At 42.8% G+C, this 14668-nt stretch carries 15 protein-coding genes; 3 read left to right on the forward strand and 12 right to left on the reverse strand.

Annotated elements, in window-relative coordinates:
- Nucleotides 1-148: 148 nt before the first annotated feature.
- From KH172YL63_RS10000 to speD, 8 genes are all read right to left on the reverse strand, one after another.
- Nucleotides 149-868: a hypothetical protein gene (locus tag KH172YL63_RS10000; protein WP_173105964.1), complete on the reverse strand. Its 720-nt coding sequence runs from the start codon at nucleotides 866-868 to the stop codon at nucleotides 149-151.
- A gap of 251 nt (nucleotides 869-1119) precedes the next feature.
- The gene (locus tag KH172YL63_RS10005) at nucleotides 1120-1704 is read right to left on the reverse strand and encodes a branched-chain amino acid aminotransferase (protein WP_173105965.1); all 585 of its coding nucleotides are present in this window, start codon (nucleotides 1702-1704) and stop codon (nucleotides 1120-1122) included.
- A 17-nt stretch (nucleotides 1705-1721) separates the two neighbouring features.
- A complete protein-coding gene (locus KH172YL63_RS10010) occupies nucleotides 1722-2492 on the reverse strand; it encodes an exodeoxyribonuclease III (RefSeq protein ID WP_173105966.1) in 771 nt (256 codons plus the stop codon).
- Between the two features lie 308 nt (nucleotides 2493-2800).
- On the reverse strand, nucleotides 2801-4111 hold the full coding sequence (locus KH172YL63_RS10015) for a DEAD/DEAH box helicase (RefSeq protein ID WP_332066977.1): 1311 nt from the start codon (nucleotides 4109-4111) through the stop codon (nucleotides 2801-2803).
- 115 nt (nucleotides 4112-4226) lie between these two features.
- Nucleotides 4227-4622, reverse strand: a complete 396-nt coding sequence (locus tag KH172YL63_RS10020; protein ID WP_173105967.1) for a DsrE/DsrF/DrsH-like family protein — start codon at nucleotides 4620-4622, stop codon at nucleotides 4227-4229.
- 32 nt (nucleotides 4623-4654) lie between these two features.
- Nucleotides 4655-4954, reverse strand: a complete 300-nt coding sequence (locus tag KH172YL63_RS10025; protein WP_173105968.1) for a rhodanese-like domain-containing protein — start codon at nucleotides 4952-4954, stop codon at nucleotides 4655-4657.
- 157 nt (nucleotides 4955-5111) lie between these two features.
- On the reverse strand, nucleotides 5112-5912 hold the full coding sequence (locus tag KH172YL63_RS10030; protein ID WP_173105969.1) for a TIGR00266 family protein: 801 nt from the start codon (nucleotides 5910-5912) through the stop codon (nucleotides 5112-5114).
- 137 nt (nucleotides 5913-6049) lie between these two features.
- Nucleotides 6050-6862 (reverse strand): adenosylmethionine decarboxylase, encoded by an 813-nt coding sequence (gene speD, locus KH172YL63_RS10035; RefSeq protein ID WP_173105970.1) that lies wholly within the window; start codon nucleotides 6860-6862, stop codon nucleotides 6050-6052.
- Nucleotides 6863-7125: 263 nt separating this feature from the next.
- Here speD and KH172YL63_RS10040 point away from each other — a divergent pair, with 263 nt between their 5' ends.
- On the forward strand, nucleotides 7126-8256 hold the full coding sequence (locus KH172YL63_RS10040; protein ID WP_232066168.1) for a CAP domain-containing protein: 1131 nt from the start codon (nucleotides 7126-7128) through the stop codon (nucleotides 8254-8256).
- 46 nt (nucleotides 8257-8302) lie between these two features.
- On the opposite strand, the gene KH172YL63_RS10045 is transcribed toward KH172YL63_RS10040, so the two are convergent.
- The 4 genes from KH172YL63_RS10045 to KH172YL63_RS10060 form a co-directional block, all read right to left on the reverse strand.
- Nucleotides 8303-9022 (reverse strand): DsbA family oxidoreductase, encoded by a 720-nt coding sequence (locus tag KH172YL63_RS10045; protein WP_173105971.1) that lies wholly within the window; start codon nucleotides 9020-9022, stop codon nucleotides 8303-8305.
- A gap of 77 nt (nucleotides 9023-9099) precedes the next feature.
- Nucleotides 9100-11682: a DEAD/DEAH box helicase gene (locus KH172YL63_RS10050; protein WP_173105972.1), complete on the reverse strand. Its 2583-nt coding sequence runs from the start codon at nucleotides 11680-11682 to the stop codon at nucleotides 9100-9102.
- 109 nt (nucleotides 11683-11791) lie between these two features.
- On the reverse strand, nucleotides 11792-12238 hold the full coding sequence (locus KH172YL63_RS10055; protein WP_173105973.1) for an SRPBCC family protein: 447 nt from the start codon (nucleotides 12236-12238) through the stop codon (nucleotides 11792-11794).
- Between the two features lie 99 nt (nucleotides 12239-12337).
- Nucleotides 12338-13129 (reverse strand): HAD family hydrolase, encoded by a 792-nt coding sequence (locus KH172YL63_RS10060; RefSeq protein ID WP_173105974.1) that lies wholly within the window; start codon nucleotides 13127-13129, stop codon nucleotides 12338-12340.
- 154 nt (nucleotides 13130-13283) lie between these two features.
- Here KH172YL63_RS10060 and KH172YL63_RS10065 point away from each other — a divergent pair, with 154 nt between their 5' ends.
- On the forward strand, nucleotides 13284-13580 hold the full coding sequence (locus tag KH172YL63_RS10065; protein ID WP_173105975.1) for a DUF948 domain-containing protein: 297 nt from the start codon (nucleotides 13284-13286) through the stop codon (nucleotides 13578-13580).
- A gap of 415 nt (nucleotides 13581-13995) precedes the next feature.
- Nucleotides 13996-14646 (forward strand): MtnX-like HAD-IB family phosphatase, encoded by a 651-nt coding sequence (locus KH172YL63_RS10070; RefSeq protein WP_173105976.1) that lies wholly within the window; start codon nucleotides 13996-13998, stop codon nucleotides 14644-14646.
- Nucleotides 14647-14668 lie beyond the last annotated feature (22 nt).

The raw sequence follows: 14668 nt of genomic DNA on the forward strand, positions 1-14668 counted from the left end.
GTTTAAGAAGAAAAACCTTACATTATACCCTGATTAGCGTCAGGAATAACAGTGTAGATAACACAATTTTAACAGCAAAAACCCAGATAAGATGGCTCTGGGTTTTTACAATTTCCAACATGGTATTCCCGTAATAGTAGAACAAGAGCTATTCCGAAAGATTTGTCAGTTCAAAGAATTCAGGTTCTGGTTTCATGATTTTCGTTCCTTTTTTTGATTGAAAATAAATTTCTTTATCATTTCCATAATAAACATTTATTTCAATATTCCCGAAATCTATGACACTGGTTTTCTCTCTAGTAGGTACCATCTCATAATCCCTGTCGATTGCCTTATTTATTAGTTGTTTGATGCCCTCGACCTTAGTTCTATCATCTATCACAAAGCAATCTTCCTGATTTAAGCTTTCATGAATACAAATGTTGTTTGGTACCTCTTCAATCCAGGAAGTGGATTGATTAATAGGAGTCCGATCAAATATGACCTCGGTTTTATCATCTAATTGATTATAAGTTGCTGAAATCCATAACTCCCCGTCAAAACCTTCTTTACTCCAATGTGAATCAAATCCAGACGCATCATTTTCTGCATCGATATCATCCAACGCTGACTTGGCACGTTCCATTTTCCAGCCAAGGGATGGAAGTTTACTCATATAAAAGTCGTAAATATCCTCCCAATGATTTCCCTTTATGACATAGTAATGGCCAGCTGGTTTTAAATTCTCAAATAAAGGAATGTCTTTGTGCTGCTCTGGGATGATCGACATGTTCTCATGAGTGTCATCAGTGAGTTTATGAAGAGCAAACCAACTTATTGCAATCAATAATGTGATCCCTACAGACAAAAATAAACTTTTTTTCCTCACATCATCACCCCTTGATCACGCTTCATTAAACTGACCGGAAATGGATTCACCATTATCACTTTTCCTTTCTGGAGCTCATTATGGCAAGAAAAGGGCGCGGATCGACAAGTCATCTAATGTACGAAAACATTATTATCACAACAAATAAAGCAGGTCTAATTCCTCTGCGGAATAGCCTGCTATTGTTCATGTTATTTGTCATTTACGTTGTCAAAACGGGACCTCTAAACTATACTCGCACGGAGTTATTTTTATGCTTCTTCCACTGTCTGAAGAAGCTTGAATAGAAAATCAAAGATCAGTTCATAAACGGCGTGCATGCTCAGTCCTTCATTGAATCCGGGGTGGTCATTCAGTGTGAAATTCAAGTCCCATAAGCCGTCTTCGCCGTTGAATAACAGGTCATACGAACTTTCATCCTGAAGTGTATCCTCGAGGAACAGTTCAATTTCTTTCCGGTGTTTCTTTTGAAGTTTCAACCCGAGCATGGCGTCATACGTGCCGAATACATCGTCCACTTCGATTGACACCGCATCGGCCCCAATCACTGTAAACCAAACCGACTCAAGGAATACGAACTCATTTTTATGCTCATTCAGGTAGGTAACAGGCTGATCAAGGAAACTGGCCGTTTCTGTACGGATCGGTTCTTCTGTTTCTTTATCACAGCGTTCAATGAACGCTTCTTCAAAGCGGGGGCTTTCTGGTGAAAGGACTTCTCCTTCAGATATCAAGCCATTTTCCAAAGCGTACCCACGTTCTGGTTCGAATAAAGTTACTTTGGGCTGCGCCGCTTTTTGTTCTTCGATATATTGTGCGATTCGTTTTTTTAACATTTTCTGACCTCCAATATTTATACCTCTTTTATGTACTCCTTCAATTCCAAGTATACAGGACAGTGATCGCTCCCGAGGATTTGTGAGTGAATCTCTGCTCCATTGATTGAAGGGGATAAGCGTTCTGATACGATGAAATAATCGATTCTCCAGCCAATATTCCGCGCACGTACATTGCTCATGTATGACCACCAGCTGTAAACATCATCTTTTTCTGGATGAACATGGCGGAAGCTGTCGACAAACCCTGACTTCAGCAAAGCTGTCATTTTTCCCCGTTCTTCTTCAGTGAAACCTGAATTCCCCTTGTTTGACTTATCGTTTTTCAAGTCGATTTCTGTATGGGCGACATTTAAATCCCCGCAAAGGACGACCGGTTTGTGAAGATCCAGTCCGAGTAAGTATTCCCTTATCGTATCTTCCCATTCCAGGCGCTCGCCAATTCTGGAAAGATCTCTCTTGGAGTTGGGGACGTATACATTGACTAAGTAAAAGTCGGCGAATTCACAAGTAATGATTCTGCCCTCCGGTTCCCGCTTTCCATCTTCGAAACCGTAAGTCACTTTCAAAGGCTTTTGTTTGGTAAATACAGCTGTACCAGAATAGCCTTTTTTCTCTGCGTAATTCCAGTACTGATGGTATCCGTCCAGATCCAAAGAAATCTGCCCTTCTTGAAGCTTGGTTTCTTGAAGACAAAAAATATCCGCATCCATTTGATGAAAATAATCCAGGAACCCCTTCTTAACGCATGCCCGTATACCATTTACATTCCATGATACTAATTTCATTGTAATCTAAAAAACTCCTTTTCTCTATTCTTCATCTCTTATTATCCTACCATATTTTAAAACAAATCCGTTTATTATACCGGAATAACTTAAGGGAGAAACTGATATTATACCGATATAACAACAGGTTCTTCTGGTTATTTTCACCCGATAATGAGGAGGATTCATCAATGTGGAAGCCGTTTAAATATGAGGATTTCGTTCATGTTCGAATACTCACATATCAGGCAAAAAGAAATCCCCACGCCACCGTATCCAATGAAGGATATCGGACCAACGTGAGGATTTCCGTTTTCATATGTTTATCTTTATTTCGATGGGTGCTTGCCGGTAGAAGGTTTTTTCTCAATTGCTTTTCTTGTTGACCCTTTCACGCCAAGTTTCTTTTCAGCCTTGGGTTTATGGGAATCTGAAGGCTTCTTTCCTTTCGGCGTACCTTTCGGCGTATTTTTTCTGCCTTTTTTCTTAGCCCCCTGGCGCTTGCCGGAACTGTCTTTAAGTGAGATCGTATTCCCGAGATTTTGCTTTTGGAATCTCGCATTCAATACTGTCTCAATCTCATCGAGCGTACTACGTTCCTCGGTGGAATAAAGTGTATAAGCAAGGCCGCTTTCCCCTGCTCTTCCCGTCCTTCCGATCCGGTGAATATAGGTGTCTGCATTGTCAGGCATGTCGTAATTAAATACATGGCTCACCCCTTCGATATCCAATCCCCTCGAAGCGACATCCGTTGCCACCAGCATCGGGATTTCACCTGTTCTGAACTGCTCCATGACGATTTCCCGTTTTTCCTGTGGAAGATCACCATGAAGCTCTGCCACCTTGTATCCTTTGGATGTGAGTACTTGATATAACTTCGTCACCCGTCGCTTCGTTCTGCAGAAGACGATTGACTTTGACGGCTTAAAAGCATCGATCAGTTGGATGAGGGTATCCTGTTTCGCCCGATCCACTGTAAAGATGGCAAATTGGTTAATCGAAGTGGACTTTTCAGCATGAGTCACCTCGATATAGTGAGGGGATTTCATGTATCTGTTCGCTAATTTTTTGATTTCAGAAGGGATTGTGGCTGAAAACAGCATCGTTTGGCGATTTTTAGGTGTTTTTCTTAAAATCTCTTCGACCTTATTGAGAAATCCGATCTGTAATAATTGATCCGCTTCATCAATGACAAGAAAGGAAAGTTGGCTCACATCAAGATTTCCTCTTTTGACATGATCAAGGAGACGGCCGGGCGTTCCGACTACAACATTCACCTGCTTCTCCAGCTCTTTTATTTCTTCTTCATGACTTTTGCCTCCGTAGATGGAAAGGACAGAGAAACCTTTCTGTTTAGTCGTCAGCTTTCTTATTTCACCTGCCACCTGAATCGCCAGTTCCCGTGTTGGCGTGATGATCAGAGTTTGAATGTGTGATGATTTGGTTGGGCCTTGCTCTAATATCGGTAATATATACGCAAGGGTTTTACCGGTTCCGGTCTGTCCCTTTGCCATGACATCTTTTCCCTGAAGGATTTGTGGGATTACCTTTTCTTGTATAGATGTCGGTTTTTTAATTCCGTTGTTCAACAGAGCTTTTTGAAGACGTTGAGATAGATTAAATGAGGAAAACGAGTTCAATGAATATTCCTACTTTCTGATTGCGAGTTAGACTTGTCTACTTATACTGAAGGTTTTCGAAGGAAAAAGCAAGAAAAAAAGGATTCCCGGAAAGGAATCCTTTTGTGTTCTATGATCAGAAAGTTAACGTAACATCCGCATCTTTAGAGAACTCAAGGAACGTAACGGCACCGCCGACTTCGATTCCATCCACGAATGCATCTTTCTCTAAGCCCATGACATCCATTGTCATTTGACAGCCGATGAATGTCACACCCATCTCTTGTGCCATTTCTACCAATTCAGGAATGGCCGGTACATTGGCTTTTGCAAATCCTTCTTGGAAATGTTCTTTTCCTTCAGGCATTGGAAGCTGCTTGTGGCCTTCTTTATGGATCAGGTTCAATCCTTCAAATGTAAAGAAGATGGCTACCTCCTGGTCAGTGGCAGCTGCCGCTGTTGCAATGTTAAATACTTTATATGCGTCGAATAAACCGCCATTACTTGCAATGATCGCTACTTTTTTACTCATGTTTCATTCCTCCGCTTCGTTGTAGTTGGATATTATTCTGTCGGACCTGTCCAGGACATCATCCCGCCGCTCATATTGATGACATCAAAACCTTGACTTTCAAGGAATGAAGCAGCTTGTCCGCTTCTGCCGCCTGAACGGCAAACCATGATATATTCTTTTGATTGATCTAATTCATTTACGCGTGCTTCTACTTGACCAAGGGGGATGTGCTTGGCAGTCGGGATGATCCCGGTTGCCACTTCCTCATCTTCCCGGACATCAATGATGTTTAGAGAATTGTTCTTGTCAGCAAGCAGTTCTTCAACTTGTTGAGCTGTAAGTTGTTTCATGATTCATTCCTCCAATATGGTTTCTTTTGTTGTTTATGGTCTTATGATATACCTATGCGGGTATATTGTCAACCGAAAAAATCTCAATGGCATGTGAAGCATGTGGGGTGATGAAACATAGAAAAAGCATCCTCATCAACGAGAATGCTTTTTAAGATCAGTCGTCACCGTTTAATAAATCACCGAGTCCACCCAATATACTTCCCTCACCGGTTGAACGGCCTCCGCCTTGAGGGGCATTTGCATAGATTCGTTCTGCCAGACGGCTGAATGGCAGTGACTGAATCCAGACCGTGCCTGGTCCCCGGACGGTTGCGAAGAACAAACCTTCTCCACCAAGGAAGGCAGATTTGATTTTTCCGACGTATTCGATGTTATAATCCACTTCCCGGGTCATCGCGACTAAACAGCCCGTGTCTACCCGTAAGACCTCTCCAGGCTGAAGCTCTTTTTTATAAATGGTCCCTCCTGCGTGTAAAAAGGCCAACCCGTCTCCTTCAAGCTTCTGCATGATGAAGCCCTCACCGCCGAAGAATCCTGTCCCCAGTTTTTTCTGAAAGTCGATCCCGACAGAAACCCCTTTGGCTGCACATAGGAAAGCATCTTTCTGACAGATCACTTTACCGCCTAATTCACTTAAATCGACCGGGATGATCTTTCCTGGATAAGGAGCTGCGAACGACACATGCTTCTTCCCCATGCCCTCATTGGTGAAAACGGTCATAAACAGGCTTTCACCGGTTAAGATACGCTTTCCGGCACCTACCAGTTTCCCCAGGAAACCGCCTCCACCGCCACGCTGTGAGCCGTCACCGAAAATCGTTTCCATTTCAATGCCGTCTTCCATCATCATCATCCCGCCGGCTTCTGCAACGGCGCTTTCACCTGGGTCTAATTCTATTTCCACAAACTGCATGTCGTCTCCGTGCAATGTGTATTCAATTTCGTGTGAATTCATCCCATATTCCTCCTCAAAAGACCAAGTCTATGTACCTATTCTTCAAACACAGGGGTTTTCCCTCTTTCTATCTTATATTCACAACCCCTGTATTTCAATAAAAACCCCCGCCAGATCACAGCGGGGGTTCGTCGGTTTTATGGCTTTGGGATATTTTTCCCGTAGAATATTTCGTCCATTTCCATTTTAAGTTTATCTGTAATATCGTCCATTTCTTTTTCACTGAGTTTATCTTTGGTGTAACCGAACAAGTAATTATTCAAATCAAACTCTTTCAGTTTGCATTTAGTGTGGAAAATATTTTGCGGATACACATTCACGTCGATCATATCATATTCATCTTTGATCTCTTCCGGGATATAATTCTGGATCGAGTTGATATCGTGATCGATAAATAATTTCTTTCCATTGATATCACGTGTAAAGCCCCTTACACGGTAGTCCATCGTCATGATATCCGTGTCGAAGGAATGAATCAGGTAATTCAATGCTTTAAGGGGTGAAATTTCCCCACAGGTGGATACATCAATATCAGCCCTGAATGTCGAAATCCCTTCATGGGGATGATATTCGGGGTACGTATGGACCGTGATATGACTTTTATCAAGGTGCATGGTTACCGTAGAGGGAAGCGGTCCCGGAGACTCGTCGAAATGTTCGGTCGGCACTTCTACAATCGGTCCTTCCGAGACGAGGATGGTCACGCTTGCCCCTTGAGGTACGTAATCCTGCTTGGAAATGTTCAGGACGTGGGCCCCGATGATATCCGATACGTGTGTAAGGATTTTCGTCAACCGCTCCGCATTGTATTGCTCATCGATATATTCTATATATGCCTCCCTCTCTTCACGTGTCTTCGTATAACATATATCATACATATTAAAACTCAATGATTTTGTTAAGTTATTGAATTCATGCAGTTGAATTCTTTCTTCATGAGATAATTTCATTGTGCAATTCCCCTTATATGTAAATTTTGTTGTCTACCTTATTTATTTATCTTACCCATACCTCCTGATACTAAAACAGGTTCTTTTGGTTGAAAAACCTATAGAATGGGTACAGGACTGTATATGAAATCAGTCTGATCACATGCTGAAATCTCCCGTCCTTTCAGCTGATACATATGCATGAGATGAGAGTTGAGAGATCCCTTCCCATTTACAACTCAATCATTTTGGATACAATGAAAGATAGAATGGAGTGTTAGCAATTGAAACGTTTATTTCTTCTTATCATGCTTGCTGCCGTCGCCTTTATTTCAAAACCCGCCTGGGAAGAAAAAGTAAATGCTGCGGGCTTCGATTCAGTCCTTGATAAAATGGAAGAACTGAAGAACAGCCCTGAAGTGAAGGAAACCTTTGATCAACTTTACGACAAGGTCAGCATGCTATTAATGAACCTGGATGAATCATTCAGGGATCTTGAAAGCCGATCCCAAACCAAGGAAGAACATCATGTAGAAAAACCGGCATTACAGGTCCCGGACGAGCAGACATTTTCTATTTATAATATTGAAATAGGCGATGCAAAAGATAAAGTAGAAAACGAACTTGGCCAAGCAAAAAGGCGCTCAGTTAATGAATATGGGGTGTCCTGGTATGCTTATCATGATCAATACCGGAATTTTTTAATGATATCCTATGATGCTGATCAACAGGTCACTGGCCTTTATACGAATCATGATTTGGTTTCATCACAAACCGGGATCGAGTTGGGATCCTCCAAAAATATCGTGCATGATGCGCTCGGTAAGCCATTAAAGACGATCCGCAAAGGTCTTACCCTCTATCAGTTACAGGAGACAGGCGAGCACGAAACCTATCAGTTGGATAAGAGCTACGTGACGATTTTTTATGACAAGCATGAAAATGATACGGTGACCGCCATTCAAATGATTGACGAGAAGCTTGAAAGCGCCAAGAGAGCCTATTATGCCGACCCCAGCCCGGAAATGAAAGAGGGCTTCGAGTTCCAACTCTTTGATTTAACGAATGCTGCCCGTGTAGAGAAAGGATTACCTGTACTGTCCTGGAGTGAAAAAGTAAGAGACACTGCAAGGAAGCATAGTCTCGACATGGCGGAACAAGACTATTTCAGCCACACGAATTTAACGGGTCAGTCCCCATTTGACCGAATGGAAGAAGATCAGGTCGCTTTCCGCACAGCAGGTGAAAACCTCGCGTACGGACAGGTGAGTTCAATCTATGCACATGAAGGATTGATGAACTCTGAAGGACACAGGGAAAACATCCTCCAGCCCCATTACGAGCAGTTGGGCATCGGCGTGGCATTCAATGAAAAATCCCAGCCATACTATACAGAAAACTTCTTCAGTCATTAAAAAAAGCAAGTGTGAGAACCTCTCCACTTGCTTTTTTATTATGGTGTCACCCCTTTACGTTGGGTGTGTCACATCCATCTTCATCACAAGTCTTTCCGTCAGTTCCCAGCGGTTGGAGTACAGAAGAGGAATTCTCTTCTTCCCACACTTTTTTTATTGAATTTAAGAAAACATCGCTCGGTTGGGCACCGGAAACGGCATATTTGCGATTGATGACGAAGAAGGGTACACCCTGAACACCAATCTGTCTTGCTTCCTCTTCATCTTTCCTGACTTCTTCTGAAAATTCTTCACTTTCCAGGAGCAACGCCGCTTCCCTTGCATCCAATCCTGCCTGGGCTGCAAGTTCTGAGAGCGTTTTCCGGTCACCGATATGCTGTGACAGCGTGAAATGGGCATGAAGCAGGATTTCCGTCAATTCCGCTTCTTTTCCTTTTGTACCGGCATATTTCGTGAGACGGTGGGCATCAAACGTGTTGGTTGGAACATTTGAATCAAAACGGAAATCCAATCCGGCAGCTGCAGCTTGTCCGGCAACCCCTTCCGCCATGGTCTTTGCCTGTTGTAAAGACGTGCCGTATTTTTTTGACAAAATCTCATAGATATTTTCATTTGTATCAACTGGCGCATTGGGATCTAGTTCAAAGCTTTTATAAGAAATCTCCACTTGGTCCCTGTGGGCAAATTGATTGAGTGCTTCCTCAAGACGACGCTTGCCGATATAACAAAATGGACATACATAATCTGACCATATTTCAATTTTCATCTCTTTCGCACCTTCCTTCTTTTACCTCTCGTATCGTAACATAGATGGCCTGCATTTTCGTTTAATGTGCTCATGATTCAGGATCGTGGGGGCTGTCTCCTTCTTCTCCGTTTCACTCTTGCACTATGACACCGGTCACAGATCGGAAAGCCGAATTGTGGTGGAAGCTTCTTCCCGCATTGCCTGCACGATTGTGAAATGCTTGATACCTCTGTATGGAGACTTTCATGCACACCATCGGCAATCTCACTCCTCACCCGCTCCCAATAGTAGGCTTCCGTCTGTCTGCCAAGTCTGTAGAGAAAGAGAAGATGCAGCCCGACGGCTTTATAAGATACCTCTTTTTGTTCAAGGTTGTTGGTCTTGATCATTGGCTCTGGCAGGTCTTCACCGTCTACAATTGCGTACATGCAATCAAGCCACTGTTCGGTCAATTCCGCTTCTTTCTTTGAAAACGGAAGATGCAAAAATCCATACAGATCATTTAATGAGAGTTTTGCCTCAATATCTGTATCGCGGATCAGTTCATATAATTCCCGTTCTTCCAGAAGGTTGGATTTTTCAGTACCGTCAGGACTGTTGAACTTATCCCAAAAGTGGAAGAACGTGTCCAGGTCATGATGATAACGCTGAAACCGTTCGAAAACCCCGGAAGTAGGTGCAATGGCGAACGTTTCAAGGGACTCGTCCTTCTGTTCAAGCAAACGGCTCATCACCTTTATATCTTTGGAAAAGGCAACCCTTCCTTCATTGTATAAACCTTTTCTCCCGGCTCTTCCGGCAATCTGTTTGACCTCCTGAGAAGTCAGTCTTCTCCTTCTCGTACCGTCAAATTTATCTGTTTCCAAGAAAACAATTCTCCTGATCGGTAGATTCAGCCCCATCCCGATTGCATCAGTTGATACGATGACGTCTGTTTTGCCATCAATGAATTGCTTCATTTGTCTCTTGCGGGTTTCAGGCGGCATGCTTCCATAAATCATGCTTACCTTGTGTCCATTATTCTGCAGTCTCGAAGCGGTATCGAGCACTTTCCTCCGGGAAAAGCAAACGACGGCGTCTCCTTTCTTCGCATGTCGAAGCTGGAATTCCTGCGATTCAACCTGCAGAGGTACATCCCTTTTATAATCATGGATTTCGATTTCCCCGTCTCCGATCAAGCCTAATAGGAGTTCCCGTACGTTTTCACTTCCTATGATATGAACTTCCTTTGCATTCGCTTTGGAAATGGCCCTGTACCATGAGAAACCACGGTCTTGATCGGCAAGCATCTGCGCTTCATCAATCACGATTACGTCATATCGGTCTTTTTCACGGAACATTTCAACCGTTGATGATACATGGTGTGCATGGGGCATTTCTTTCTCTTCTTCCCCGGTTTTCAAATTACACGGAACGCCGTCTGCATTTAATGTATCGAATACTTCAAGGGCAAGAAGGCGCAGAGGTGCCAGATACATACCGCTCTGAGCCTGTTTCATGCGGGAAATGGCTTGATGTGTCTTCCCGGTATTTGTTTCTCCGATGTGAAGGATATATGTGATATCGTCACGGAATGAAGGACTGTATTCACGCCCGAAAATATCGTCTAACATCCTTTTTTCCTCTTCTTCCCTGCGCTTTAACTCGGCAATAGCGTGCGCCTTCCTTTTTTCCTGCTGCACGAGATCTTGCTCATATATGGAGAGATGCGTGTCTATGTCAAATGGCACATCAGTAAGCTTGTCTAAATCGGCGGTATATTCCTCTTCTATCTTTTTAAAGAAAGAGGATTTTAATCCGAGGAGGAAATGGTGACTCAATCGGCTCAGTCTTTCTTCTGAAAGCTCCTGACCGTAAGCTTCTGTGTAATCAGTCAGCAGTTCCCCAGGCATATGCGCGATGAGGTCACGATAGACGATCTGTTCAGCGTGATAAGAGACGAACCGCTCATAAGGGTACAAATAGGTTTCATACTCCCAGCCGTGACCGTCCCAATATTCATTCTTTTTATGGATAGATCCTGTAAACTCCTGCAGAAAGTCGGCTACGGTGTTGAATGAGTCAATGCTGAAACTTCCCTCTTCCTCTAACTTTTCTTCCAATAAATATGGTTCAATTGGGCGGTAGCGGGTTTTTACCTTGATATCAGAAATGAGTTTTTTGGCCAACAGATATCGTAATTCCACATACCAGTGGCGTTCCCGTGTTTCCATCTGGTGCTGGATATAGGAAAGAAGGTTCTTTTGAATGTCTTTTTGCAGTCCAGCCTGCCGCTTTTCTTTGATGTTGCTGAAATACTTTGTCCGTTCATGTTCATAACGTTTCTTCCACTCTTCTTCCCCCGGGGGATGCTCCATAAGCCATTGATGGATATTGAATGGAAGATGATCACGTATTTCATTTCTGAACAGTTTGTTGATCAGCTTCTTATCCAACCCTTCAATATCGTATCCCCTTGCTCTTAAAAAGGCTTTCTTATGGCTTCTCAGTACATCATTCGTTACTTTATTGAGCCAGCAGTTCAGCCAGATCCCTTGAAACAATCCCTTTCGTTCCGATAAGTAATCATCAAAGGTTGGACAGCTTTCATGCTTCACCAGGAAGCTGTTGATATCTTCATTCATCTTATGTTTTGTTTCTTCTATGGCTTCTTCCCGAAGCTGTTGAAGGTTTTGCATGTTAAGACCCCTTTTATTTCTAAACAAATCAGCTTTGTTGGTATTTTTTATTGTATGTAGTCCTTCTTCAAACAACTCATTGTACCATACGGGATGTTGAATCGGAGGATCAGGCTTTTCCCTTCTCGATTGCTTTTCCTACGGCTGCAGTCAAATCTCTTGTCAAATCATGTACCATTGTATCAAAGCTTGCTTGAAGAAGCTTTCCGACAGGACTCATCGCTTCTATTTCTAGGTAACCTGTCATTGAAGTGATGCGATTGTTTTTTTCTACTGCCCTGAAACTTCCTTTGCCTGTCAATTTATGATTGATTCCTGTAATGACGAATGTAACCTGAGACGGCTCTTTCCACTCAGTAATCAAAACCTTTACTGAGAGCTTCTTTTTCACAACACCGTATTGAACAGTAAACGTCCAGGAGGAAAGGTTTTCTGAATGAATATGATGACTTTTATACCCTGGGACGAGGGGAGCCCATTGATTCATGTCCCGAATGAATTCCCATACCTCTGACCGAGTTGCCCGAACTTCAACCTGGTGCATTCCTTTAGACATCTTCATCCCCCCATTATCGTTATGTCAGTGAATACTATGTCGATTTGACATTAAATATGAAGAGAAAATAAAGGAGCTCCGGATGGAAGCCCCTTTCATTCATGCATTGATCTGTTTGATGATATCGATGATGTCATGCAGGTTTTTCACTTCATGATCAGGTTTGACATCTTGGGGGCGCTGTTGCCTGCGGTTGATCCATATGGTTCTGATGCCCATCCTGGATGCGCCAAGAATATCGGTGAGCAGATTATCCCCCACCATGATCACTTCATCGCTTGTAAGCTGGAGTCTTTCCAGTGCATGCTCAAACATGGCGGTATCAGGTTTCCCTTTGCCGATGTCCCCTGAAATGATGATTTCTTTAAAATAAGGTGTGAGCTCTGGCGTCTTTGAAAGTTTTGTATGCTGTAAATGAGGGGATCCATTCGTCAATAACAATAATTCATAATCCCCTTTTACCTCATCGAGCACATGGAATGTATCTTCATATACGTAAGGGCGCTGTTTCCTTTCTGTGCGAAACACTTCAGAAAGTTCAACAGCAAGATCTTCATCGGATATCCCTTGCGCTATTAAGCCTCTGGTCCACGCATCCTTCCTGTATGAAGGCACGATGTCTTTCATTTGATGAAACCGTTCATCATGCTCATCCAGGAATTCACCCCATAGTCCTTCAAAGGGATTGATCCCGATATTTTGTGTGAATTCATATGTATCATACGTTGCGTAGAGCTCCCTGGCAGCATCACGCACACTCTTCTCCAATTCAAGTGGATCGACTCCCACTTTAGATTGGGCGTATTGGCAGGTCGCTTGAAATGCTTCTTCAATACTTCTTGAATCCCATAACAACGTATCATCCAAATCGAACAGTATCGCTTTTATCATGACTATCCCTCCAGTGCCATTCATACATGACCTTTCATTTAGCTTACAGGGAATGCTTCTATTAGTAAACGGGAAATGATGAATAAAATTTACGTTATATTTAAGAAATTTAGGGAATATAAGAATAGACAATATTGAATGAGGTGAAATAAAGATGTGGATCGTGTACGTGAGTATTGCAGTCTTTGTGACTGCCCTGGTGATGCTTGGCATCTCTTTAGTAAAAACGATGAAGGAAACAAAGCCTGTCATCAATGAAATGAATCATACCGTCGCAAGCATCCAGTCCAGGATGGACAAACTTTCAATGGAAGCGAATCTGCTCCAGGAAACACAGGGAGAAATTCAGGATGATATCGAGTTCAAGAAAACGGCAATCAATGAAACCGTGAATGAAGTGAAAAAAACGCCAAAGGTTATGATGGGGTTCTTGAGGAGTATGAAAAAATAGTGAAAAGGGGTTGGGACAAAAGGGTGCTCGCCAGTAGAAATCCGAACGAATGATTTTTGGACATCTTCGTTCGGATTTTTTGTGGCATCCCTTCAATATATTTTTAGCAGCTTCCAGCTGTTGATTGGGATGCAAGGCGAAGATTCCTTCGGTAAAAGCGGGGTTGGTGTGACTCCGTTGCAGATAGCGACGAACACGCACCACCTACCGGGGAAAGAGAAGCCTTGCACGGAAATCAACAGCGATTTACCAAAATGAATCATTTAATAAATTTCGTGTTTTAAGTAGGAGGGCATCTTTTTGTGCCGAACCCCATTCTCAAATATAAGTTTACATAACAAAATTATTGTAACCACACTTCCCTCCCCCGTTTTGTCATATAAAAATGGTTTTAAAGAAGCAAGGAGTGTTGAAAATGAAAAAATGGGCATTTGTTTCGGATTTTGATGGTACGATCTCCAAAAAGGATTTCTATCAGCTCGTATTGGATAAATATTTTCAAGAAGGTAAGAAGTTGTATCAACAATGGAAAGCCGGCAGTTTGAAGGACATTGATTTCCTTACCAGGGTGTTCTCCTCCATCGACCAGAATGAAGAACAGATCATTCAAGACATCCGGTCGATTGAGATTGATGAGCATGTTCCGGCATTCATCCGCAAAGTACAGGAAAATGGTGCAGATTTCTATATCCTCAGTGCCGGGACCACGTACTACATTCATCACCTTCTGGCCCATCACGGGATACACGATGTCAAAGTTTTTTCCAATGAAGGTTACTATAAAGATCAAAATGTATATATGAACATTGATCCCCGGCATCCCCACTTTTCAGAGAGGTATGGGATTGATAAATCTAAGGTGCTGAGGGAATTACAGGAAGAATATGAAATGATCTTTTTCGCCGGAGACAGTGAGCCGGACAGTCACCCGGCAAAAGTAGCCGACATCACCTTCGCCATGAAGTCACTGCCTTCCATCCTTCGTGAAAGTCAGACGCCCTTTATCAAGGTGGATGATTTTCATGATATCGACCGGTATTTAACCGAGAAAGGATTTTTGAACTGACCGGCTTTGCATCATGCACCCA

The organism is Bacillus sp. KH172YL63 (assembly GCF_011398925.1).
In the GTDB taxonomy this organism is placed as follows: domain Bacteria; phylum Bacillota; class Bacilli; order Bacillales; family Bacillaceae_B; genus Rossellomorea.